This is a genomic window from Exercitatus varius (assembly GCF_029577735.1).
Classification (GTDB): domain Bacteria; phylum Pseudomonadota; class Gammaproteobacteria; order Enterobacterales; family Pasteurellaceae; genus Exercitatus; species Exercitatus varius.
The window spans coordinates 41,112-64,950 of the sequence record NZ_JARQTO010000002.1 but is presented as its reverse complement, the minus strand read 5'-3'; the positions used below and the strand labels follow the sequence as shown (position 1 = coordinate 64,950).

The window sequence follows — 23,839 nt, the reverse complement described above, 5'->3', positions numbered from 1 at the left end:
TCTTACTCGCTTGAACGCCGCCTTTGCGACAGAAAAGTGCGGTCACAAAAAGCAACGCTTTTTGAACGTTGGCTTTGCCAACGGTGGCGAAGCCATAAGTAATCGCACTGGCGATTACGCATAAAAAATGACAAGTTTTTTTACGAAACCGATTTCACGACCGTGCGAGTCTTCAATAACGCCAACGCTATCGTTGAAACTAACAACACCAAGGCAACGGCTTCGTATAGGCTTTGCTTTTCCCAACCGCCATCCAGTAGCGCGCCGGCGGTAATCGGCGCCAGAATGGCACCGATTCGCCCGACGCCGATTGCCCAACCCACGCCCGTGCTGCGAATGTCTGCGGCATAAATGCTCGGATTAAGGGTGTAAAGCCCGCTGATACAACCGTTCATCAACGCGCCCAGCAACACGCCGAACAGCATGGCCAACCATAAAACGGAAGCGGACAGAATAAAAACGACAACCAACAAGGCGGATAACAAAGTAAACAAAATCAACACCTTACGCGCCGACCAACGACTGGCGAGCAAGCCGTAAAATAAAGAACCGCAGGTTCCGCCCAAAGAAATCATCATGCCTACGCTAACGCTTTGTTCTGTAGTCATCCCCGCTTCTTTCAGCAAGGCCGGCGTCCATGAGCTGACAAAATAAAAACTGAACATAACGGCAAAAAACGCTAGCCAAATTAACCCGGTAGAACGGCGATATCGCCCGTTGAATAGTTGGCTTATCGGCAATTTGTGCACCGGCGCAACGGATTTTTCAGGCAATGACCATTCACCCGCCAAGCCGATTTTCTTCGCAATGTTATTTAACCGAACCCTGGCATTCGGCGGTTGCTTCGACATCAGGAAATCGATGGATTCCGGCAACCAAACCATTAATGCCGCCAGACACAACGCCGTGAGCGCAAATCCGGCCAAATAAACCGAACGCCAGCCGTATTCCGCCTGCAATGTCACGGCGAACATGCCGCCCAACACCGCGCCGACGCCAAAACCGGCGGCGTACACGCTGATGGCGAAACTGCGCCATTTACGGGAAGAATATTCACTGGTCAATACATTTGTGCCCACTAAAATCCCGCCAACGCCCAAACCCGTGACCACGCGCCAGAATGATAAGGCATGATGAGACTGAATAAACGCCGATCCCAACATACCCACGGCGGACAACGCAACGGCAATCAGCAACAACGGACGGCGTCCGATTTTATCCGCCACCGGCGCCAAAAACAACGAGCCCGCGGTCATGCCGAATAAGCCCGCACTCAGCAAATATCCGAGCTGTTCGCCGCTTAAACCGAATTCGTTGCGAATATTGGTCGCCGTAAACGCCAGCGCCAGCACATCGAAGCCGTCAAGCAAATTCATAATCGCCGCCATGATTACAATCATCCACTGATAACCGGACATCGGGCTGTCGTCAATTTTCTCTCTTAAATTCATCTTGGTTCCTTGATTGTGATTAGAGTTAAAAGTGCGGTCAAAAAACTCAACATTTTTTGACCGCACTTACGCAATAAACCGACTCGATTGAATCCGCTACAAAATCCTGCGCAAAATAAAATTCAGCACCACGCCGTAAGCCGGTACAAACAGCATAACGCCCACAAATAATTTAAATAAATAATCCACAAAACCCAATTCCATCCAATGTTCCGCCATAAACGGATCGGTACTGGCATAAAACGCCACGGCAAAAAATATAAAGGTATCCGCCATAGAACCGAAAATCATCGAGCTGCCGGGCGCAATCCACCAGGTTTTAAGCCGGCGTAGGCGATTAAATACCAATACGTCCAGTAACTGCCCGAACACATAGGCGCTGAAACTGGCGACGGCGATGCGGAATACAAAACCGTTGAACGTCGATAACGCCTGCAGCCCTTGATACTGGCTGTCCGAAAACAAGGTGGAAACGCCGTAACTGACCGCCAGGGCGGGAAACATCACCGCAAAGATAATGCGTCGCGCCAATGCGGCGCCGAACACCCGCACGGTTAAATCCGTCGCCAGAAAGATAAACGGAAACGTTAAGGTTCCCCAGGTGCTGTGAAAGCTGAAATCCTCAGCCGCGCCCAACGCCGTCAACGGTAAACAGATTTCAAACGGAATCTGCACCAGATAGTTGCTTGCCGCAATAATAAAAATATGAAATAAAGCCAGCAGAATCAATGCATTACGCTTTTGCTGACGAGTAACAATGATAGCATTATGTGTCATGACAAATCCTTTTTGTTAAAACCTGGGGTGAGGGAACCCAAGAATCTCAGTTGCTTCGTTTAAAATGAAACCGGAATAATAGTGAATATAAAGAAGATTTCAAGCGGAAACAAATGAAAGAATTTCGGAATAAAGATGAATAGAATTAATATCGGATGGCGGTGAGAGGGGGATTCGAACCCCCGATACAGTTTCCCGTATACACGCTTTCCAGGCGTGCTCCTTCAACCACTCGGACATCTCACCATCTTGAACACAGAATTCATTCTGTTTATTGTCGCTTTATCGCCGTTTTGCATTAAGTAAAATACTTAACAGCAACAAAGCGGGCGAGATTATAAGAATTTATCGGCTTTCCGTCCAGTCTTTTTTAAAATTTATTGCGCTAACCCATGCATTTTTTAAAAAATTGAGAGTAAAATAACCGCACTTTTTTCTCCTTCAGGAATCACTATGCTAAATAAATGGTTTTTAACCAAAAACGCTTTTCTGGCCGTGAAACCTTTTAGCGCGTTAAAAGACAGCTTTCGCGCGGGTTACACCAAACAACATTTGATTAGAGACGTCATTGCGGGTCTCACCGTCGGCGTGATTGCCATTCCGCTTTCTATGGCGTTGGCCATCGCCAGCGGCGTGCCGCCGCAACACGGGTTATATACCGCCATTGTCGCGGGTATTTTGATCGCCGTCACCGGCGGATCCCGTTTCAACATTTCGGGACCGACCGCCGCATTTGTGGTGATTTTATATCCGATCACCCAACAATTCGGTTTAGGCGGTTTATTGATGGCAACTCTGCTTTCCGGCCTCATTTTGATTATTATGGCGCTATTTCGCTTGGGGCGCTTAATCGAATATATTCCGTTACCCGTCACCCTGGGCTTCACCTGCGGAATTGGGATCACCATCGCCACGTTGCAGATTAAAGATTTTCTCGGTTTGACCATTCCGTCGATGCCTTCTCATTACATTGACAAAGTGCAAACCATTTTCACCGCACTGCCGACAATCAGTTGGTCGGATACCGCCGTAGGGATCGTCACGCTTTTCGTGTTAACTCAATGGCGTCGTTTGCGTTTGCCGATTCCGGGACATTTGCCGGCGGTAATCGTGGGCACGATTTTAGCGTTAATTTTAAGTTATTACGGTATGAACGTCGCCACCATCGGCTCCGCTTTTACTTACACGTTATCGGACGGCACCGTGGGTAACGGCATTCCGAACGTATTACCGCAATTCATGTTGCCGTGGAACATTCCCAATGCGCAAGGCGAAGTGATTAATTGGGATTTCGCCGCTTTACAGGCATTGCTACCGGCGGCGTTTTCCATGGCGGTTCTCGGTGCCATCGAATCCTTATTATGCGCGGTTGTGCTGGATAACATGACGGACACCAAACACCATTCCAATAACGAATTGCTGGCACAGGGAATTGGTAACATCGTATCGCCGTTTTTAGGCGGAATTACGGCAACGGCGGCGATTGCCCGTTCGGCGGCAAACGTTAAAGCCGGCGCAGTTTCGCCTATCGCCAGTATCGTTCACGGTATTTTAGTGCTTTTATCCTTGCTCATCTTCGCCAAAGCCTTATCTTATCTGCCATTAGCCTCGATGGCGGCGTTACTGTTGATGGTCGCATGGAACATGGCGGATATTCACAATATCATTTCGTTGGTACGTCGTTCCGGTAAAAACGAAATTGCCGTGCTAGTGATCTGTATCCTGCTGACTGTGATTTTCGACATGGTTATCGCTATTTCCGTGGGCGTTCTGCTGGCAAGTTTGCTTTTCATCCGGACTATTGCCGAAATGACCAAATCTATCGAAATGTCGCATCCCGACGATCTAACCGATGTGCTGGTTTACCGAATCAGCGGTCCGTTATTCTTCGCTGCAGCGGATAATTTGTTCGCAGAACTGCATGATAAAACCGTGCATACGGATCATGAAATCAAACATATCGTGCTGCAATGCGAAGCGGTAAACGTGTTGGATACCGGGGGAATTCACGCCTTAACGCGATTTGTACAACACATGTTGCCTCATCAACAGCTTTATATGTGTAACATGCAGTTCCAGCCGTTGCGTATGCTGGTGAAATCCAGCGTTGTGCCCGAACTGAAAAAAATCAATTTCAGCCCGGATTTAACCGAAACTTACGGCAAAATTCGTTTGCAGGAAAACGAATCGGAACTACGTCGTTAATTATAAAAAAACCACCTTCTGAAAGGTGGTTTTGTCAGTAACGGCATAGAAAGGAGCGAACGCTCCTTTTTTCTTTTATGTCTTGCGCTTAACTGTGACGACTGCCTTTAAAGCTCTTTCCGCGAAATTCTTTGCGGCCGCTTTCTTTAAAAGTGCGGTCAAATTTTTCACTGAATTTTTTACGGTCACCTTTAAAACCGCGTTCATTAAAACGACGTTCGCCGCGATCATCAAAACGATCATTGCCGCCGCTTCTGCCGTCACGATGTTCGAAACGTTCCGCACGCTCTTCGCTTTGTACCGCGCGAACAAAAGACATCTGCATTTGTTTATTCAGCACCCGCGTTTTTTCGAAATGACGCAGTAATTCTTTCGGCATGCCTTGCGGTAACTCGATTGTCGAATAGTCGTCAAATAATTTGATGTGGCCGATATGGCGGCTGTTAATATCGCCTTCATTGGCAATCGCACCGACGATATGACGCACTTCCACGCCGTCGGAACGACCGACTTCGATGCGGTATAAATCCATGGCTTTCGGCGCGCCGTAACCGCGTCGCTCATCCGAACGTTCGGAACGTTGAGAGCGCTCGCGACGTTCGCTGCGTTTCGGCATCGGTGCATCCGGCGGCAGAATCAGTTTTTGTTTGCCTTGCAGCAGCATTAACATCGCGGCGGCGATATCTTCCTGATCCTGATCCGCAGTAAACAAATCTTCCAACAGACTGCGATATTTTTCCAGATCATGATGTTCAAGCTGTTTAGTGATTTTCGCCACAAATTTAGCACGACGACAAGCCTGCAAACGTTCGTGATTCGGTAATTCCACTTCGTCGATCGGCTTTTTCATTAAACGTTCGATGTTGCCTAACAAACGACGCTCGCGCGGTTCCACAAACAAAATGGCGCTGCCCGAACGACCTGCACGGCCGGTACGTCCGATACGGTGCACATAAGATTCGGCATCCAGCGGAATATCGTAGTTCACCACCAGGCTAATGCGTTCCACATCCAAACCGCGGGCGGCGACATCCGTCGCAACCAAAATATCCAGGCTGCCGTTGCGTAAACGGTCAAGCGTTTGTTCGCGCGCTTGCTGAGTCATATCGCCGTTTAATGCGGCGGCACGAAAACCGTGTTTGTCCAATAATTCCGTTACATCCAATGTTCCCGTTTTAGTACGGGTAAAAATAATAGCGGCATCAAAATCTTCCACTTCAAGGAAACGCAATAAGGCGTCATTTTTACGATAACCGCGCACATACCAGCAACTTTGAGCGATATCCGGATTGGTACGTTGGGTTGACTGAATTCGCACTTCCTGCGGATTGGTCATAAAACGTTTGGTGATACGGCGAATCGGTTCCGGCATAGTAGCGGAGAACAGCGCCGTTTGATGTTGTGCCGGCAATTCCGCCATCACGGTTTCCACATCATCGATAAAACCCATACGTAGCATTTCGTCCGCTTCATCCAACACAATGAATTTCAAGGCGGAAAGATCCAGCGTACCGCGCTTGATATGGTCCAGAATACGCCCCGGCGTTCCCACTACCACTTGTGCGCCCTGGCGTAAAGCACGAAGTTGGATGTCATAACGTTGTCCGCCGTAAAGGGTGACAATATGAATGCCTTTCGCATTTTTGCTGAATTGTTCGCAGGCTTCCGCCACTTGAATGGCAAGTTCCCGCGTCGGTGCCATCACCAGCATTTGAGGATATTTTTCGTTACTATCGATTTGCGCCAGTAAAGGTAAAGAGAAAGCGGCGGTTTTACCGCTGCCGGTTTGTGCCATTCCCAGCACGTCGCGCCCCTCCAAAAGGTGCGGGATACAAGCTTGTTGGATAGGAGACGGAGATTCAAACCCCATTTCAGAAACAGCGGAAAGGATAAAGTCAGGCAGACCTAAGTCGCCAAAGGTAATTTTAGTTTCAGTCATTAAAATACTCAGATTATATGTAAGGAAAGCTCAATCGGCTTTCATGTGTATAAATTTGCGATTACACACCGCAAAAGGTTTCAAAGATACGCCGCGAGATTAAACATCGCGTCATAACTTCATGCACGTTGATTGCGTCAACGCCAAAAATTTTGTTTTTTTCTACCGCACTTTATCGCGAAATATAACGAATGGATTTAATCCGCGATAATATTGGCCGTTTTTCTTCGGTCCAACATCGGTTCCGTTTGTTCACCGGCATCCGCTTTTTTCAGCTTATCCAGCTCAAACAACGCAAAACGATACTCAACAAAATTATACACCTGATTTGCCACCGCCAATTTGAACAAGGTTTCCGCTTCGTCCAAATTGCCCGTATTGAGTTTTTGTTTTGCTAGATAAAAGTAGGTTTCCGTCAGAATTTCCGCATATTCTGGGGATTGCGGATCAACAAAGACTTTTGCTCTGTCTAATAAATCCTGCTCGGAAAGCTTGCCCAAATAATATTGGACGATAAAGGTTCCCCAATATTCAGTCGAAAGGGTTGGCGCCCGTTTTACTAAATTCTGTTTGGCTTCGTTCGGTTTGAATTTCAGTTCGTTCAAATAAATCCATAACGCCCGATAAGGATCCTGGTTATTCGCTTGATAAAAACGATGAAAATCCTGTTCGGCAAGGTTATAACGCCCTGTGTAATAAAAATCCAAACCACGATTCAAATAGCCGTACTCATAATCGGGATCCAATTCCAACACCACATTGAACGCTTCCAATGCGCTGTCATAATCTTCATCCAACAACGAATATAAGCCCAGATAATTGTACACCGCCGCCATTTTCGGTTGCAGTGCGAGGGCTTGGGTGAAATCGTAACGAGCCATGCCCCAAAGCCCCAAACTATCGTAAAGTACGCCGCGCTCAAAATGTAAATCGGCGCGTTCATCCTGCGACATTTGTCCTATAATCAGCATTTGGCTGATACGTGCAATCATCACTTCCTGTTCAAAATGCACGTTAGGATATTGTTCTGCCAACACAATCTTATTTTTAGACACGAAAACTCCGCTGCCGCTTGTACAGCTCGCAAGCAACAAAACGAATAAACCTGGAATAAATAAACCGATGTTTAAAAACCGTTTCAGATGTGCCATTTAAGAAATGCCTTAGGATAAAAAATTCGAAAATACAACCGCACTTTGCCTTAACTTACCAAAGTGCGGTCGAATTTTACAAATTATTCTTCAACGAAGTCGTTTTGCGCGTCTGCTGTTCCCGCTTTTGGCGCTAAATCCTTCATTGTTAAACGGATACGACCCTGACGATCGATTTCCACCACTTTCACGGTGACCTCCTGACCGACAGACAGGTAATCGGTCACTTTCTCAACGCGCTCTTCCGCAATTTGAGAAATATGGACCAAACCTTCTTTGTTACCGAGGATAGCCACGAAAGCGCCGAAATCCGCAAGACGGGTCACTTTTCCTTGGTAAACCGCTCCCGCTTCCACTTCGGCGGTAATATCTTCAATACGCGCCATCACGGTTTTTACTGCGTTACCGTCAACAGCAGCGATTTTCACCGTACCGTCATCGTCAATATCGATAGACGTGCCGGTTTCTTCGGTTAATGCACGAATTGTCGCACCGCCTTTACCAATCACGTCTTTGATTTTCTTCGGATCAATTTTCATGGTGTAAATGCGCGGCGCATATTCGGAAATTTCTGCGCGCGGCGCCGGAATCGCTTGTTCCATCACGCCTAAAATATGCATACGCGCACTTTTCGCCTGGTTCAAGGCGATTTGCATAATTTCCGGGGTAATCCCTTCAATTTTGATATCCATTTGCAATGCGGTCACACCGGTGCGAGTCCCCGCCACTTTAAAGTCCATATCGCCTAAGTGATCTTCATCACCTAAGATATCCGAAAGTACGACGAATTTGTCTTCTTCTTTCACTAAGCCCATAGCGATACCCGCCACTGCGGATTTAATCGGCACGCCGGCATCCATTAAGGCAAGCGAAGCGCCGCATACGGAAGCCATGGAAGAAGAACCGTTAGATTCGGTGATTTCGGAAACGACGCGCACCACATACGGGAATTCGGTAATACCTGGCATAACGGCCGCCACACCGCGCTTCGCTAAACGACCGTGACCGATTTCACGACGTTTCGGTGAGCCGATCATACCGGTTTCACCCACGGAATACGGAGGGAAGTTATAGTGGAATAAGAAATGATCCGCACGTTCGCCGGTTAATTCATCGATAATTTGTGCGTCACGTTCGGTACCCAATGTTGCCACAGCCAGAGCCTGAGTTTCACCGCGGGTGAAAATGGCGGAACCGTGAGTCCGCGGTAACACGCCGGTGCAAATGTCCAAAGCGCGCACGGTATCAACGGTACGACCGTCAATACGCGGTTCGCCGGCAATAATACGTCCGCGCACGATTTGGCTTTCAAGTGCGGTGAAAATATCAACGATTTTTCCTTCGCTTACTTCTTCGTTTTCCGCAGTAATTTGCGCAATCACGTCCGCTTTGATGGCGTCGATTTGTTCGTAACGCACTTGTTTTTCCGTGATGCGGTAAGCATCACCCAAACGGCTTTCGGCAATTTCTTTCACTTTGTTGATTAATGCCGTGTCCGGTTCAGGCGCAACCCAATCCCAACGCGGTTTACCCGCTTCTTTCGCGAACTCTTTAATGGCTTCAACCACAACCTGTTGCTGTTGATGACCGAACACCACCGCCGCCAGCATTTGTTCTTCGGTTAAAATATCCGCTTCGGATTCCACCATTAACACGGCTTTATCCGTACCGGCAACCACTAAATCCAAACGGCTTTGTTTTTGTTCCGCCATGGTCGGGTTTAATACGAACTGATCGTTGATAAAACCGACGCGCGCCGCACCGATAGGACCGTTAAACGGTACGCCGGATAATGAAAGCGCGGCGGAAGCACCGATCATCGCCACTAAATCCGGCGTGATTTGCGGATTCACGGAAACCACGGTCGCGACGATTTGAATTTCGTTCAGGAAACCTTCCGGGAACAACGGACGAATCGGACGATCGATTAAACGCGCAATTAAGGTTTCGCCTTCGGAAGGACGGCCTTCACGTTTGAAGAAACCGCCGGGGATTTTACCCGCCGCATAAGTACGTTCCTGGTAATTCACGGTTAACGGGAAGAAATCCTGCCCTTCTTTCACGTCTTTTTTAGCCACGACGGTAACAAAGACCGTTGTGTCGTCCATGCTTGCCATTACTGCGGCAGTAGCCTGACGCGCAATGGCGCCCGTTTCCAACGTTACGGTATGTTGACCGTATTTAAATTGTTTTACAATCGGATTCACACTTTTTTCCTTTTAAAATAAATAAGTTAAGCGTTTCATCTTCCAAATTGCGACTATTAAAAACACGCTCAAAATCGACCGCACTTGAATGCGAATCCGAACGCCTTTTTAGTAGCCGCACGCTAATACGGAAAACAAAACTGGCATATTATACTCGCCTTTTAGCGCGATTGGTAATTTTATTTGCAAATACTTGTTCTTTCCTCTTTTGCGTATTACACTCGCCCTCTAACCGCCGCAAAGTGCGGTCAAAAACGGAGGAGTTTTTTATGTTATTCGGCGACTTAACCCGAGCGGATTTCAAACGCGGTTTACCGCAAGTGATTGCGCAAACCTGCGATTATCTGAACACCCTGGATTTAGCCGCGCTGGAAAGCGGCCGTCATGATATTACCGACAATATTTTCATGAACGTAATGGAAGTGGAAAGCGAACCCGCCGAAGCTCGCAAATCGGAAATTCACCGCAAATATCTCGATATTCAGGTGTTGATTTCCGGCGAAGAAAAAATGGAATTCGGCGTTACCGTTCCCGATTTGGCGGATTACGAGCCCTACAACGAAGAAAGCGATTATCAACTGACTTTGCCGGGCAAAGACATCGAATGCAAAAGCGCGGTGATTTTACGCCCTAAAATGTTTGCGGTGTTTCTGCCTTACGAACCGCACAAACCCTGCTGCAACGTCGGCACAAAAAGCGGCGCCATCAAAAAGCTGGTGGTGAAAATTCCGGTAGAATTGCTGTAACCTTCTCAATCCCGGCATCCGCTGGGATTTTTCTTGCTTTAACCCGCTCAAGCTGTCAAACTTACTTCATTCATTTCCAACGAGGAAAATCTCATGCCACGCAAAAAAACGGCAAAAAAACCGACCGCACTTATGGATTCGATTCATCTTGATCCGAATTATCAAAAAGAACAGGCGAAATACGACAATCCGATTCCGAGTCGCGAATTTATTCTGCAAATTATCCGCGAACAAAACCGCCCCGTAAGCCGCGAGGAATTGCTGACCATTTTCGGCATTAAAGACGACGAACGCACGGAAGCGGTGCGCCGCCGTTTACGCGCCATGGAAAACGACGGCCAGTTGGTATTTACCAAACGAAAATGTTATGCGTTGCCGGAAAAAATGGATTTACTCAAAGGTACGGTGATCGGACATCGAGACGGTTACGGTTTTCTGCAGGTTGAAGGCCGGACGGATAAAAAAGATTTATTCATTCCCAACGCTCAAATGCAACGTGTGATGCACGGCGATTTTGTGCTTGCTCAACCCACCGTGCTGGACCGTAAAGGGCGCCAGGAAGTGCGTATCGTACGTGTGCTGGAAAATCGCAAAAAACAAATTGTCGGTCGTTTTTTCCTGGAGGACGGAATCGGTTATGTCGTGCCGGACGATAGCCGCATTGCGCGGGATATTCTGGTGCCGAACGAAGATCGCAAAGGCGCGCGTATGGGGCAGGTGGTCGTGGTGGAATTGAAACCGCGCACTGCGAATTTCAGCCAGCCCGTAGGCGCTGTCACCGAAATTTTAGGCGATAACATGGCAAAAGGCATGGAGGTGGAAATCGCTCTGCGTAACCATGATATTCCTCATGTGTTCCCGCCTGCGGTAGAAAAATACATCAAAAAATTTACCGAAGAAGTGCCGCCGGAAGCGAAAGCGGGGCGCATTAATTTATGCGATCTGCCGTTAGTGACCATTGACGGCGAAGACGCCCGCGATTTCGACGACGCCGTCTACTGCCGCAAAGAAAAAAAAGGCTGGCGTTTATGGGTTGCCATTGCCGACGTCAGTTATTACGTACGCTTACGCACGGCGTTAGACGGCGAAGCGCGCAACCGCGGCAATTCGGTTTATTTTCCGAACCGCGTCGTGCCGATGTTGCCGGAAATTTTATCTAACGGCTTGTGTTCCCTTAATCCGCAGGTGGATCGTTTGTGTATGGTATGCGAAATGCAAATCAACGAAAAAGGTCTGCTGAAAGGTTATCAATTCTACGAAGCGGTGATGAATTCCCACGCCCGCTTAACCTACACCAAAGTAGCGAAAATTCTGGAAGGCGACGAAGAATTACGCCATCGTTATGCCGCCTTAGTCCCGCATATCGAAGAGTTGCACGCCATGTACAAAGCGCTGCTCGCCGCCCGTCATAAACGGGGTGCCATTGATTTCGAAACCGTCGAAAGCAAATTTATTTTCAACGAAATGGGACGAATCGATCGCATTGAAGCGGTGGAACGCAACGACGCGCATAAAATCATCGAAGAATGTATGATTTTAGCCAACATTTCGGCGGCAAATTTTATGGAACGCCACGAAGAACCGGCCTTGTACCGGATTCACGCCGGGCCGAGCGAAGAAAAACTCACGGCTTTTCGCGCCTTTTTGGCAGAATTGGGCTTGTCTTTAGGCGGCGGCGCCAAGCCGAGCACCAACGATTACGCGCAATTGCTGAATCAAGTGAAAGAACGCCCCGACGCCGAACTGATTCAAACCATGCTGTTACGCTCGCTCAGTCAAGCTATGTACGAACCGGATAACATCGGGCACTTCGGATTGGCGTTGGACGAATACGCCCATTTCACTTCGCCGATCCGTCGTTATCCGGATTTAACCCTGCACCGCGGTATCAAATATTTACTTGCCAAAGCGAAAGGCGGCACTCGCCGCAACACAGAAACCGGCGGTTATCATTACAACGCGGACGAAATGGCGGAACTGGGCGAACATTGTTCCATGACGGAACGCCGCGCCGACGACGCCACGCGGGAAGTCTCCGACTGGCTGAAATGCGAATACATGCAGGATCATATCGGCGAAGAATTCGACGGCATTATTTCTTCCGTCACCAGTTTCGGGCTGTTCGTGCGGCTGGACGATTTGTTCATCGACGGCTTAGTGCACGTTTCCACGCTGGACAACGATTACTACCAATATGACGGCGCCGGACAGCGTTTAATCGGCGAGAACAGCGGCATGCTGTATCGTTTGGGCGATAAAGTGCGCGTGCGGGTGGAAGCGGCGAATCTGGAAAACCGTCAGGTGGATTTCTCGTTAGTCTCCAGCGAACGTCAACCGCGCCGTCCGGGCAAAACCGCAAAAACTCGGGCAAAATTGACCGCACTTTCCGAGCCTAAAAGCAAAGGCAAGCTGAAAAAAGAAAAAAGTGCGGGAAAAAATTCCAAGGTTTTCGGTAAAAAAGCCTCCGGCGCAAAGACGAAGAAAAAATAATATGTTCGCTTGCAGACGGCAGGCTATAACAAAAAGGAAATGACATGTCCGACAATATCTACGGCATTCACGCCGTAAAATCTTTTCTCGAACGCACGCCGGAGCGGGTGATCGAGGTTTATGCCCTTAAAGGCCGCGATGACAAACGACTTCAGCCGTTATTAAACGAACTGCACGAATTGGGCGTTTCGGTACAATTTTTAAACCGTCAAACCATGGATAACAAGGCGCAGGGCGAAGTCCATCAGGGCATTATTGCACGGGTGCAACCGGCAAAAGAGCTGAATGAAGCCGATCTCGAGAAGATCCTAAACGGCAAGCCGAATCCGTTATTGCTGGTGCTGGACGGTGTTACCGATCCTCACAATTTAGGCGCCTGTCTGCGCACAGCGGATGCGGCGGGAGTGGACGCCGTGATTGTTCCTAAAGACAAATCGGCACAGCTCACGTCAATCGCCCGTAAAGTGGCTTGCGGTGCGGCGGAAGTTTTACCGTTAATCCGCGTCACCAATCTGGCGCGAACGCTGCGCGATATTCAGCAATCTCATAACGTCTGGGTGGTCGGCACGGCGGGTGAAGCCACAGAAACCCTTTACCAAACCCGGCTGACCGGTTCGCTGGCCTTAGTGATGGGCGCGGAAGGCGACGGAATGCGCCGTCTAACCCGCGAATGCTGCGACCAGCTCATCAGCATTCCGATGGCGGGCAGCGTCTCTTCGTTGAACGTTTCCGTCGCCGCCGGCGTCTGCCTGTTTGAAATCGTACGCCAACGTCTGGCTTAGTTGAAATATCGTCCGTTCATCAATAGCGTAAAAATGGCAAAACTTTATTTTTATTATTCCACCATGAATGCCGGCAAATCCACCACTTTGCTGCAGTCCGCCTATAACTACCGCGAACGCGCCATGAACGTCATGCTTTACACCGCCGCCATTGACGATCGTTTCGGCGCGGGGAAAATCACATCCCGCATCGGGATCAGCGCGCAGGCGCATTTGTTTAATGCCGAAACCGATTTCCGCCGGGAAATTGAGGCTCACCACCGCGCGGAAAAACTAAGTTGCGTGTTGTTGGACGAAGCGCAATTTCTAACCAAAGAACAGGTGTATCAACTTTCCGACGTGGTGGACGAGCTGAATATTCCCGTACTTTGTTACGGTATTCGCACGGATTTCCAAGGTAATTTATTCGAAGGCAGCCAATATTTGCTGGCCTGGGCGGATCAGCTGGAAGAGCTTAAAACCATTTGCGAATGCGGACGTAAGGCAAATTTTGTGGTGCGACTCAACGAACGCGGCGAAGTGGTTAAAGACGGCGAACAGATTCAAATCGGCGGCAACGATCGCTATTTATCCTTGTGTCGTCGCCATTTCAAACAGAAAATGGGAAAACTGCATAAGCGGCAATCCGAGGATTAAAATAAAATCCTTTTAGCTTCCGGCGATATTGAGTAAAATAGCGCCGTTAATCTAACATAAAATAAGGGGTATAAACCATGAAAAAATTGATTTCATTATTCGTTGCGGGCGCATTTCTTTTCACCTTAACGGCATGCGAAACCACCAAAGGCGTGGGCAAAGACATTCAAAGCGCCGGTGAAAAAATGGAACAAATCGTCAATTAATCGTTCATACGAAAAGTGCGGTAAAAAAATTAAACGTTTTTTTACCGCACTTTTGTTTTATCCGCTTTCAATCCGATCAGGAAAAATTATTCGCTATCGCCAGAAATTCTTCTTCGCTCATCACCGCCACGCCCAGTTCCTGCGCCTTGGTTAACTTGGAACCGGCGGACTCTCCCGCAATCACAATATGGGTTTTAGCGGATACGCTGCCCGCCACTTTGGCGCCCATTTGCTGGAGCAAAGCCTTGGCTTCGTTACGCCCCATTCGGCTTAAAGTGCCCGTTAGCACTACGGTTTTCTGTTTAAACGGATTTTCATCCGCTTCTTTTTCTTCCACGTCGTCCCAATGTACGCCTTGTGCAATCAGGTCATTCACCACATCGATATTATGCTGTTCGCGCCAGAACACATAAATGCGGTTAGCCACCACTTCGCCCACATCGGACACCGTTTGCAACCGCTCTAAATCGGCGGTCTGAAGTGCGGTCAGATTTTTGAAGAAATTTGCCAGATTTAATGCCGTCGCTTCGCCGACTTCACGAATGCCAAGGGCAAAAATAAAGCGGGCAAGGGTGGTTTTCTTGGCTTTTTCCAGACTGTCCAACGCTTTTTGTGCGGATTTTTCGCCCATGCGATCAAGTCGCATTAAAGTGGTTAAATCCAGTTTGAACAGATCCGCCGGCGTATGAATCAATTCTCGATCCACCAATTGTTCGATTAACTTCGCGCCCACGCCGTCAATGTCCATCGCCCGACGGGAAACAAAATGCTTCAACGATTCCTTCCGTTGTGCATCACAGAACAGACCTCCGGTACAACGCGCCACCGCTTCGCCTTCAATACGCACAATGGCGGAATGACACACCGGGCAATGGGTGGGAAATATGATCGGTTTGGCGTTTGCCGGACGGCGATCATGTACTACGCCGATAATTTGCGGAATCACATCGCCGGCTCGACGGATCACGACCGTATCGCCAATGGCGATATCTAAGCGCGCAATTTCATCGCCGTTATGTAATGTGGCATTACTGACCGTCACGCCCGCTACAAAAACCGGTTCCAGTTTCGCTACCGGCGTGATGGCGCCGGTACGCCCGACCTGAAATTCCACATCGTTCAGCACCGTCATTTCTTCCTGCGCCGGAAATTTATAGGCTATCGCCCAACGCGGCGCCTTGGAAATAAAACCGAGGCGTTCCTGCAATGAGATTGCATTCACTTTCACCACGGTGCCGTCAATGTCATAACCCAAATTCGGGCGTTTTGCCTGAATAGCACGATAAAACTTCAGCACTTCTTCCGTTCCGTTGCACAAACGAATCTCAGAATTAACCGGAATGCCGACGGATTTCAGCCATTGCAGGCGTTCATAATGGGTCGGCGGTAAATCCGCGCCTTGCGTAATACCGATACTGTACGCATTGAATACCAACGGACGTTGACTGGTAATTTTCGGATCGAGCTGACGCAACGAGCCCGCCGCCGCATTGCGCGGATTAGCAAAGGTTTTCTCGCCTTTTGCCAATGCCTCCTCATTCAGTTTGTCGAATCCCGCCTGCGGCATAAACACTTCGCCCCGCACTTCAAGACGAGCGGGCGGATTGTCCGTCAGCAACTGCAGCGGAATATTACGAACGGTCCGAATGTTCAGCGTAATATCTTCGCCTGTCATGCCGTCACCACGGGTTGCCGCCTGCACCAACACGCCGTTTTCATACAAAATACTGACGGCTAAACCGTCCAGCTTCGGTTCGCAACAAAACTCCAGATTATCCGGTAAACTCATCAGGCGATCCTGAATTCGCTTCATAAATGCATAAATTTCCTCATCGGAAAACGCATTATCCAGCGATAACATCGGCAATTCATGAGTAATCTGGGCAAATCCCGCCGACGGCTTGGCTCCGACCCGCTGTGTCGGCGAATCGGCGGTGATAAGTTCGGGATGTTGCTGTTCCAGCGCTTTCAACTGATGGAATAAGCGATCATATTCACTGTCCGGAATTTCAGGGTTATCCAACACATGATATTGGTATTCATGATGTCGTAAAGTTTTACGTAACTGATTGATTTGGTTTTGAATATCGGTCATTTTAAAATCTCTGGCAAAATAAACCGCACTTTCAACCCGAACGGTCGCAAAGTGCGGTCGTTTTTTGATTCGTTTTTTGCCGCTATACGCGGGCTAAATATGCGGCTTCCGCCATTACGTCAAATTCTTCCTGCTGTTCGGTTAACACGAATCCGCCCAGCTGTGCGGCAAGATTTTTTGCCGATTGGATCATCATTTTCAGATTGGCGCGCGGATTTCCGGCAACCGGCAACTGCATGAATAATGCCACACCCACAGTAGCGAAATCCTGCATTTCATGCGGATTAAACGTGCCCGGCTGGTTAATGTTCGCCACACTGAAAATCACAGGGCTAGCGACGGTTAAATCCAGATGACGATGATAAATATTACCTTGTCCGAAAATGAAACCTAAATTATCCAGCGCCTGCGCCAGCGAAGTACCGTGGAACCGGCGGTTTTCCGGCGCCACCACGTAAAGCATGATGAAATCCGTCGGTTCGGCGGCGACGGGTTGTGAATGTTGATAAGTCTGGCCGTCGCTCACCGGCTGTTGCAAAGTCGGCTGCGAAATCGGACTCACGGCCGATGGTTGTTGCAACGAAACCTGCATATCCGGCACCGCGGCATGTTCCGGATAAACCGCCTCCTGCGCCGCTGTTTGAGGAGCCTGACGGTTAACCGCCGAAGAAGGCTCCGCATGATATTCGTAATGCACGGGTTGTGCGGCGCCCGCTGTGGTATCCGTATTCGGCAAGGTAATTTTAATTTTTTCTGCGGTGTCAAAATTGAGAGTTTGCTGTTCCGATTGAACGGAAGCAATGTCGGGTTCCGTATGATTTTCCGGTATCGCTTGCGTTGTCGTTTGCGGCTGTTGAACGGACGGAGACGACGTTTGACGAACCTGCGGTTCCTGATAAGTCTGGCGAATTTGTTCCGTTTCTTTCGCCGGCTGGGCAAAATTCGGCGTCATAGGCTGTGAAGTTTGCGCACTCGGTCGTCCGCTAGATTGAGGATTGCGATGAAAGGCATTCTCGTTATCAAAATATTGCGATCTTTCGCGACGGTTCGACCAAATACCGTGAGCCACTAAGCCTATCAGGGCAAGAATACCTAAAATAATTAAGATGGTATTTAAATCCATTGCAACTTTTCCTTTTTTTGACAGCCTAACCATTCACCCCGAGGGATGTAAGAACAGTTTCAAAATTGCTGTTAGCTTACCATATTTAACGGATTTGTGGATCTTGAAATTTGCATTTTTTAACCGTACCTTAATAGCGGTTTCACTGAAGAAAAAAGGATAAAAATGATTGCAGAAAATGAAGTAAAGTCGGGTTTTCATTACTTTGTTACCGGCTGGCATTTAATCACTCAGCCCGGATTACGCCGTTTCGTGGTTATGCCGATCTTGCTCAATATTGTGTTAATGATTGGGCTGCTGTGGATTTTCGTCACTCAAATCCGTGGCATGATTGACTGGATTATGAGCTTTTTACCGAACTGGCTGGATTGGTTAAGTTCCGTTATGTTCGTCACTTCCCTCGCCATGATTCTCATTTTGTTCTACTTCTCTTTCGCCATGTTATCCGGCTTTATCGCCGCGCCGTTTAACGGTTTACTGGCTGAAAAAGTCGAAAAAATGCTGACGGGCGAAGTGTTGCTGGACACAAACATCGCGGATTTCATAAAAGATATTCCGCGCATGCTGGCGCGAGAATGGCAGAAACTGGTGTATAGCGTTCCCATTTATATCGCTTTGTTTTTATTAGGTTTTATGCCCATTCTCGGGCAAACCGCCGTGCCGATTGCGGCCTTCCTGTTCGGGGCATGGATGATGGCGATTCAATATTGCGATTATCCTTTCGATAACCATAAAATTTCTTTTCTAACCATGCGCGTCAAGTTGAAGGAAAACCGCACGCAAAGTCTGATTTTCGGTTCGTTGATCACGCTTTGCACCTTCACCCCGGTGATTAATTTGGTGGTCATTCCGGTGGCGGTATGCGGCGCAACCGCAATGTGGGTGGATACTTATCGGCGCGAACTGTATAACCCGAAACAATATAAAACAACGCAAAATTCTACCGCACTTTCACCCGAACAACGGAACGCCGCGGGAACGGACATCAAACCGAGTGCCGGCAACGACGTGATTTCCAAATAACGCATCCACAAACGGAAAAAAGCCCGCCTGAACGCGGGCTTTTTTTATTGTTGAAACCGGATACGCTGCGGAGTTACTTCCAAAATGGAGGCCTTGTCTCCCCAATCGCCCAAGACAATGCGTTCAAAGTGCGGTGGAATTTGGTGAATATTTTGCCGGTGCGTATGCCCGTGAATCAAACGTTTCACCTGAAACCGATCAAACATCCGTCGGGTGAATTCAGCATTCACATCCATCATCGCCCGGCTTTTGCTTTGCTTATCCTGAAGGCTTTTCGCCCGAATATTCCGTGCGATTTTTAACCGCACTTTTAACGGCAAACGGCGGAACAACCATTGCAGCCAGGGCTGATGCACTTTGCGACGAAACGCCTGATAGTCAAGATCATCGGTACAAAGCGTATCGCCGTGACAAAGCAAAGTCGGCTCGCCGTATAAATCAATCACCTGATACTCCGGCAACAATTGCAAACCGCAATCGGCGGCAAAGCGTTCGCCCAATAAAAAATCGCGATTACCGTGAATAAAATAACAAGGTACGCCCTGTTTCACCACCTCGCGAATTTCGTGTTTCACCGTATCAATCAACGGCGAACGTTCATCGTCGCCAATCCAGAAATCGAATAAATCGCCCAGAATATACACCGCATCCGCTTCGGGCGCGCGATGCCGCATAAAATCCACGAAAAGTGCGGTCAAATTCGGACGAGTTTCCGAGAGATGTAAATCGGCGATAAAATAGGTTTTATGCATGAAAAATCCTGATTGAATAACGCGGAAAAACAACGGGAAAAACCGATTAAAAATAGAAAATACCCGCTAATTTCGCTATACTTTACCAAATTTCCAAAAGGACGCCAATTTATGTTAAAAATCTGTCGTATCATCCTCGTTGTTATCTGTTGTATTCTGATTTGCCTGATCGGCACCGTTTATTCTCTCATTCGCTTTAAAAACCCGAATAACGTCGGCGTCATGGCGCGCTGGTTCGGGCGTTTGTCGCCTTTGTTCGGATTAAAAGTGGAACACCGTTTTCCCAAAGATGCGGATAAAGTGGGACGTTGTATTTATATCGGTAATCACCAAAACAATTACGATATGGTGACGATTTCTTATATGGTGATGCCGCGTACGGTTTCGGTGGGCAAAAAAAGCCTGATTTGGGTGCCTTTTTTCGGCATTTTGTATTGGGCGACGGGCAACATTTTTATTGACCGTGAAAATCGCAGCAAAGCACACAGCACAATGACGCGTGTCGCGCAACACATCAATGAAGACGATTTGAGTATTTTTATGTTTCCGGAAGGCACGCGCAGCCGCGGCCGCGGATTGCTGCCGTTTAAAACCGGTGCGTTTTATACCGCGTTAATCGCCGGCGTGCCGGTGGTGCCGGTTATTTGTTCCACCACTCACAACAAAATAGATTTAAACCGCTGGGACAACGGCAAAGTGATTTGCGAAATTATGGATCCCATCGATTCCAGCCGATTCAGTAAAGAAAACGTGCGTGAATTTGCCGAGTACTGCCATGATGTGATGAAAAAACGCATTGCCGAATTAGATGCGGAAATTGCGCAAGCAAAGGAATAAATTATGGATTATTCTCGCCGATTTTTGTTCAAAAAAACGCTGATTGCCACCGCATTTTCGGCCCTGCCCGCCCCTTTACTGGCGGCAACAAACCAACCGCTGGTTATTCCGCCGCTGCTCGAAAGCCGCCGCGGTAAACCCGTCTTTCTGGGCTTTGAAAGTACACAAATCAGACTGGTCGATAACCAATTGGTCGAGGTCTGGGGGTTCAACGGACAATATCTCGGCCCGACCGTGCGGGTGCGTAAAGGCGACTTTGTCAAATTAAATTACCGCAATAACCTGCCCCAGGCCGTCGCGATGAATATTCAGGGGCTGCAAACCAACAGCGATATTCTGGGCGGGATCGGACACAGTCTGAAACCGCAACAAAGCTGGTCGCCGATCGTGCCGATTAGCCAAACCGCCGCCACCTGTTATTATCATTCCTGTTCGCTGGCAAGTTCCGCTTATCAGAACTATCGCGGCTTAGTGGGCATGTGGATTATTGAAGACGACGAAAGCCGTCAGGCGCAATTACCGAATAAATACGGCGTTAACGATATTCCGCTGATTCTGCAGGATTTACACCTGAACCAAGAAGGCGCCCAATTATTTCAGCAAAACGAACCGCACTTTTACGGTGATCGCCTGTTTGTCAACGGACAAGAGGCGCCATTCATCAATGTGGGACGCGGCTGGATTCGCCTGCGTATTCTGAACGCCTCCGTGTCGCGCGGTTATTCTTTGCAGTTTGACGATGAACGGGAATTTTTGCTGATTGCCAAAGATCAGGGTTTCCTGCCCGAAGCCAAAACCGTTAAATCCGTATTTGTCGGCACGGGCGAACGGATTGAAATTCTGGTGGATTTAAACGAAGGCGGCAACGTGTCGCTGCTTGCGGGCAAAAAACGATCTTTTATCGACAAAGTCGAGCTGTTTTTCAATGATAACGGCGAATTGGCGGATAACAGAGTATTGGAACTGCGTCCGGAAGGGTTACTGTCCGTATTCAACGGAAAACCGAGTTATCGCCCTAGCGTGACGGCCGCCATGCCGAGTCAAATCGCACAAGAGCGCACGTTCCATTTCGATACGGAAAACGCCATGATCAACAGTAAACGCTTCGATCCGCGCCGAATTGATGTCAACGCCAAACAGGGTTCGGTAGAACGCTGGACGCTAAGCGCCGCTAACGCCATGGGATTCCGCATTCAAGGGGCAAAATTTGTAGTGGAAAGCCGAGATGACGTTGCAACGCCGGGCAACGAACTGGTATGGCAGGATACCTTATGGTTCGACAAAACCGCGAAAATCCTGGTTAAATTCGATAATTCGGCCTCTAATTCCCAACCGTTTATTTTCGGTTCGGCGGATTTAATGCAGGCGGACAAAGGTGCGCTGGGATTGATTGTGGTGCAATAATCGTGCCACCGTCGAATGAAAAAAGGAGCTTAAAGCTCCTTTTTTACAGGTTTTCAACTTTCTCTATAAATTAAAAAAACTCTCGTTTTTTTGACCGCACTTTTATCGGTAAAACGGGCTTACTGCGCCACACAAACATCCGCCAAAACCACACCGACGCTGTTTGTCAGCGTATTCGCGCCGCCCACTCGCTCTATCCAGCGCAAATGAATATTGGTATACACTTTTCCGCTTTCAGACACGGTAGATTTTAATTTTTCCGTCGATTGCCCGAAAGTCAGATAAATGGCTTCCATGTTTTTCGCCGATTTTCTGTTCAAAACCTTCTCGCGCACGACCCGCACTTCTTTATCGTCTTTGCAAACATAACGAATGGCGGCTCCGGTTTGCTTGGTTTTGTCTAATACCGCGGTTGGCGGTTTCGGTTTTGACTCAACGGGCAGAGGGAGAATATTATGGGAACATCCCGCCAGAAGTAATGTGAACAGAAAAAGTGCGGTCGTTTTCACGGTCGTTTTCCTTATTTGCTGTATTTATAAGTACCGTCTGACTGACGAGTGAAGACCGAACCGTCAGATAAACGCATGGTACTTACCCGACCTTCACTATTGGTCGCAACCTGGACTTTATCATTCGCTTTAAAGCTACTTAATACGTTACTTGCGCCGGCTGCTTTAGTCATCGCATTCGCATCACGAATATCCAATCCGTTGGTACGGAAAACCTGGAACAGTGATGTGCCTGACGGAACAGTCAAGGTTTTTGACGAACCGCCTGCAGATTTAGATTGCGCCGCTTCCGTTTTAGTTCCCGCCGGTTTTGCATCGACGACAGGTGTTTTGTCTTTTGCCGCAGTCTGGGCTTTTGCCTGCGCCTGTTGCTGTGCCAAGCGGGCTTTCTCTTTTGCTTGTTGCTCGGCTTTTAATTTCGCCGCTTGCGCTTGTTGTTCCGCTTTACGCTGTGCTTCGCGGGCTTTTTCTAAACGCGCCTGTTCCGCCGCTTTCAATTGAGCCTGATTATCCGGAGTTGCCGGTGGATTGGCTGCCGACGTCGTATTTGCCGTTGTCGCCGTATTTCCGGCGGCGGCCGGCATATTCGCGGCGGTTCCCGATTCGGCTGACTGATTTGCCATATTTTGCGCGCGAGATTCCGCCGCACCCGCCGCGGCGGATACCGCTCCGGTTACACCGGAAGCCGCTTGTTCGTTCGGTAGAACATCACCGGTTTGCCCGTTTACGTCCTGAGACGGAGACGGTTCAACATTATTGGCACTCGCCGCTTCCGCATTTTCCAACGGTTTGTTCGGATCTAACGATTGGAATTCAATCGGCATCGCATTGCCGTTATTGTTCGCCTGGAAATCTTCCACCGTTTCGGAAGAACGCGGCTTTAACAGCAATAACGCCGCTAAAATAATCACCGCAGCCGCAATGGCGATAAACAAACGACGGTGTTTGTGCGGTAATTTTTGCATCACTTTCCAATCTTCCGGATTTTTAATGGAACGCTTCGCCGTTGCCGGTTTTTCGCTTTCAGCGGGCGCTTCGGCATAATTTGCGGTTTCCGTTTGAAGAGAATCGTTGTTTTGCGCCGGCGCCGCTTCTTGTTGACGATTTTCGAACGCGGAATAAGTTGCTGCCGTATGATGATCTTGCGCCGGATTATTCGGCGCAGCCGTCGGTTGTTGCGGGTTAATGTTGTTTGCACCGTAATTCGTCGGATTGTTATTCATGGAGGCCGCAACGGATTTCACCACATCTCCGGAACTGATCGTCGTATTAGTATTACCCATCCCAAAAGTCGGCTCGCGACGCTCGGCAAACGGATTGGTCGCCGTTTCTTTTTTCTTGAAAAATTTATTCAAAAAAGACGTCTCGTTTGTCGTCGTTCTTCTCGGCGTAACCGGTTCATTTGAATTGAGACCTAAATCCAATTCGTTCTGATTGCTCGAATCATTTTTGGGCGTATTTTCCACGATATACCTCGGCATTAAAGACTGAAATCATGCACCTGAA

19 protein-coding genes and 1 tRNA gene are annotated in these 23,839 nt (G+C 48.6%); 9 read left to right on the top strand and 11 right to left on the bottom strand.

Annotation, left to right across the window (positions count from 1 at the left end):
* Positions 1 to 140: 140 nt before the first annotated feature.
* From P7M01_RS02900 to P7M01_RS02890, 3 genes are all read right to left on the bottom strand, one after another.
* The gene (locus tag P7M01_RS02900) at positions 141 to 1,451 is read right to left on the bottom strand and encodes an MFS transporter (protein WP_317482959.1); all 1,311 of its coding nucleotides are present in this window, start codon (positions 1,449 to 1,451) and stop codon (positions 141 to 143) included.
* Positions 1,452 to 1,547: 96 nt separating this feature from the next.
* Positions 1,548 to 2,228: a 7-cyano-7-deazaguanine/7-aminomethyl-7-deazaguanine transporter gene (locus P7M01_RS02895; RefSeq protein ID WP_317475589.1), complete on the bottom strand. Its 681-nt coding sequence runs from the start codon at positions 2,226 to 2,228 to the stop codon at positions 1,548 to 1,550.
* Positions 2,229 to 2,384: 156 nt separating this feature from the next.
* Positions 2,385 to 2,474 (bottom strand) — tRNA-Ser (locus P7M01_RS02890).
* A 207-nt stretch (positions 2,475 to 2,681) separates the two neighbouring features.
* Between P7M01_RS02890 and dauA the strand changes: the two genes are divergently transcribed.
* Complete coding sequence (gene dauA / locus P7M01_RS02885) at positions 2,682 to 4,433, top strand: C4-dicarboxylic acid transporter DauA (RefSeq protein ID WP_317482958.1); 1,752 nt, start codon at positions 2,682 to 2,684, stop codon at positions 4,431 to 4,433.
* 88 nt (positions 4,434 to 4,521) lie between these two features.
* Here the strand turns inward: dauA and P7M01_RS02880 are convergent, their stop codons facing one another.
* From P7M01_RS02880 to pnp, 3 genes are all read right to left on the bottom strand, one after another.
* On the bottom strand, positions 4,522 to 6,372 hold the full coding sequence (locus P7M01_RS02880; RefSeq protein ID WP_317482957.1) for a DEAD/DEAH box helicase: 1,851 nt from the start codon (positions 6,370 to 6,372) through the stop codon (positions 4,522 to 4,524).
* Between the two features lie 197 nt (positions 6,373 to 6,569).
* On the bottom strand, positions 6,570 to 7,523 hold the full coding sequence (nlpI, locus tag P7M01_RS02875) for a lipoprotein NlpI (RefSeq protein ID WP_317480639.1): 954 nt from the start codon (positions 7,521 to 7,523) through the stop codon (positions 6,570 to 6,572).
* 83 nt (positions 7,524 to 7,606) lie between these two features.
* Entirely contained in the window at positions 7,607 to 9,730 is a 2,124-nt protein-coding gene (gene pnp, locus P7M01_RS02870) for a polyribonucleotide nucleotidyltransferase (RefSeq protein ID WP_317482956.1), read from the bottom strand.
* Positions 9,731 to 9,999: 269 nt separating this feature from the next.
* Between pnp and nanQ the strand changes: the two genes are divergently transcribed.
* The 5 genes from nanQ to P7M01_RS02845 all read left to right on the top strand — a co-directional run bounded on the left by nanQ (position 10,000) and on the right by P7M01_RS02845 (position 14,590).
* On the top strand, positions 10,000 to 10,476 hold the full coding sequence (gene nanQ, locus P7M01_RS02865; protein WP_317482955.1) for an N-acetylneuraminate anomerase: 477 nt from the start codon (positions 10,000 to 10,002) through the stop codon (positions 10,474 to 10,476).
* Between the two features lie 132 nt (positions 10,477 to 10,608).
* Positions 10,609 to 12,966 carry a ribonuclease R gene (gene rnr / locus P7M01_RS02860; protein WP_202937792.1) on the top strand — a complete coding sequence of 786 codons (2,358 nt, stop codon included), beginning with the start codon at positions 10,609 to 10,611 and terminating at the stop codon, positions 12,964 to 12,966.
* A 44-nt stretch (positions 12,967 to 13,010) separates the two neighbouring features.
* Positions 13,011 to 13,748 carry a 23S rRNA (guanosine(2251)-2'-O)-methyltransferase RlmB gene (gene rlmB, locus P7M01_RS02855; protein WP_202936808.1) on the top strand — a complete coding sequence of 246 codons (738 nt, stop codon included), beginning with the start codon at positions 13,011 to 13,013 and terminating at the stop codon, positions 13,746 to 13,748.
* A gap of 33 nt (positions 13,749 to 13,781) precedes the next feature.
* Positions 13,782 to 14,384 (top strand): thymidine kinase, encoded by a 603-nt coding sequence (locus tag P7M01_RS02850; protein WP_317482954.1) that lies wholly within the window; start codon positions 13,782 to 13,784, stop codon positions 14,382 to 14,384.
* Between the two features lie 77 nt (positions 14,385 to 14,461).
* Positions 14,462 to 14,590 (top strand): entericidin A/B family lipoprotein, encoded by a 129-nt coding sequence (locus P7M01_RS02845; RefSeq protein WP_317475580.1) that lies wholly within the window; start codon positions 14,462 to 14,464, stop codon positions 14,588 to 14,590.
* 76 nt (positions 14,591 to 14,666) lie between these two features.
* Here the strand turns inward: P7M01_RS02845 and ligA are convergent, their stop codons facing one another.
* Together ligA and zipA are read right to left on the bottom strand one after the other, a co-directional pair.
* Complete coding sequence (ligA, locus tag P7M01_RS02840) at positions 14,667 to 16,685, bottom strand: NAD-dependent DNA ligase LigA (RefSeq protein WP_317482953.1); 2,019 nt, start codon at positions 16,683 to 16,685, stop codon at positions 14,667 to 14,669.
* A gap of 82 nt (positions 16,686 to 16,767) precedes the next feature.
* A complete protein-coding gene (gene zipA / locus P7M01_RS02835) occupies positions 16,768 to 17,808 on the bottom strand; it encodes a cell division protein ZipA (protein ID WP_317482952.1) in 1,041 nt (346 codons plus the stop codon).
* 165 nt (positions 17,809 to 17,973) lie between these two features.
* Here zipA and cysZ point away from each other — a divergent pair, with 165 nt between their 5' ends.
* Positions 17,974 to 18,831: a sulfate transporter CysZ gene (cysZ, locus tag P7M01_RS02830; protein WP_317482951.1), complete on the top strand. Its 858-nt coding sequence runs from the start codon at positions 17,974 to 17,976 to the stop codon at positions 18,829 to 18,831.
* A 44-nt stretch (positions 18,832 to 18,875) separates the two neighbouring features.
* On the opposite strand, the gene lpxH is transcribed toward cysZ, so the two are convergent.
* The gene (gene lpxH, locus P7M01_RS02825; protein WP_317475577.1) at positions 18,876 to 19,583 is read right to left on the bottom strand and encodes a UDP-2,3-diacylglucosamine diphosphatase; all 708 of its coding nucleotides are present in this window, start codon (positions 19,581 to 19,583) and stop codon (positions 18,876 to 18,878) included.
* Between the two features lie 111 nt (positions 19,584 to 19,694).
* Between lpxH and P7M01_RS02820 the strand changes: the two genes are divergently transcribed.
* Together P7M01_RS02820 and P7M01_RS02815 are read left to right on the top strand one after the other, a co-directional pair.
* Complete coding sequence (locus P7M01_RS02820; RefSeq protein WP_317475576.1) at positions 19,695 to 20,420, top strand: 1-acylglycerol-3-phosphate O-acyltransferase; 726 nt, start codon at positions 19,695 to 19,697, stop codon at positions 20,418 to 20,420.
* Between the two features lie 3 nt (positions 20,421 to 20,423).
* Positions 20,424 to 21,824, top strand: a complete 1,401-nt coding sequence (locus P7M01_RS02815; protein WP_202936801.1) for a multicopper oxidase domain-containing protein — start codon at positions 20,424 to 20,426, stop codon at positions 21,822 to 21,824.
* A 119-nt stretch (positions 21,825 to 21,943) separates the two neighbouring features.
* Here P7M01_RS02815 and P7M01_RS02810 read toward each other — a convergent pair whose 3' ends face one another.
* Entirely contained in the window at positions 21,944 to 22,333 is a 390-nt protein-coding gene (locus P7M01_RS02810) for an opacity-associated protein OapB (protein WP_317482950.1), read from the bottom strand.
* 11 nt (positions 22,334 to 22,344) lie between these two features.
* Positions 22,345 to 23,688 (bottom strand): LysM-like peptidoglycan-binding domain-containing protein, encoded by a 1,344-nt coding sequence (locus P7M01_RS02805; protein ID WP_317486322.1) that lies wholly within the window; start codon positions 23,686 to 23,688, stop codon positions 22,345 to 22,347.
* Positions 23,689 to 23,839: the final 151 nt, after the last annotated feature.

Coding starts and splice junctions, on each gene's coding strand:
- nanQ (WP_317482955.1), top strand. CDS start 10,000: ATGTTATTCGGCGACTTAACCCGAGCGGATTTCAAACGCGGTTTACCG.
- nlpI (WP_317480639.1), bottom strand. CDS start 7,523: ATGGCACATCTGAAACGGTTTTTAAACATCGGTTTATTTATTCCAGGT.
- rnr (WP_202937792.1), top strand. CDS start 10,609: ATGGATTCGATTCATCTTGATCCGAATTATCAAAAAGAACAGGCGAAA.
- P7M01_RS02880 (WP_317482957.1), bottom strand. CDS start 6,372: ATGACTGAAACTAAAATTACCTTTGGCGACTTAGGTCTGCCTGACTTT.
- P7M01_RS02820 (WP_317475576.1), top strand. CDS start 19,695: ATGTTAAAAATCTGTCGTATCATCCTCGTTGTTATCTGTTGTATTCTG.
- P7M01_RS02815 (WP_202936801.1), top strand. CDS start 20,424: ATGGATTATTCTCGCCGATTTTTGTTCAAAAAAACGCTGATTGCCACC.
- P7M01_RS02845 (WP_317475580.1), top strand. CDS start 14,462: ATGAAAAAATTGATTTCATTATTCGTTGCGGGCGCATTTCTTTTCACC.
- cysZ (WP_317482951.1), top strand. CDS start 17,974: ATGATTGCAGAAAATGAAGTAAAGTCGGGTTTTCATTACTTTGTTACC.
- rlmB (WP_202936808.1), top strand. CDS start 13,011: ATGTCCGACAATATCTACGGCATTCACGCCGTAAAATCTTTTCTCGAA.
- zipA (WP_317482952.1), bottom strand. CDS start 17,808: ATGGATTTAAATACCATCTTAATTATTTTAGGTATTCTTGCCCTGATA.
- P7M01_RS02850 (WP_317482954.1), top strand. CDS start 13,782: ATGGCAAAACTTTATTTTTATTATTCCACCATGAATGCCGGCAAATCC.
- ligA (WP_317482953.1), bottom strand. CDS start 16,685: ATGACCGATATTCAAAACCAAATCAATCAGTTACGTAAAACTTTACGA.
- lpxH (WP_317475577.1), bottom strand. CDS start 19,583: ATGCATAAAACCTATTTTATCGCCGATTTACATCTCTCGGAAACTCGT.
- P7M01_RS02900 (WP_317482959.1), bottom strand. CDS start 1,451: ATGAATTTAAGAGAGAAAATTGACGACAGCCCGATGTCCGGTTATCAG.
- dauA (WP_317482958.1), top strand. CDS start 2,682: ATGCTAAATAAATGGTTTTTAACCAAAAACGCTTTTCTGGCCGTGAAA.
- P7M01_RS02895 (WP_317475589.1), bottom strand. CDS start 2,228: ATGACACATAATGCTATCATTGTTACTCGTCAGCAAAAGCGTAATGCA.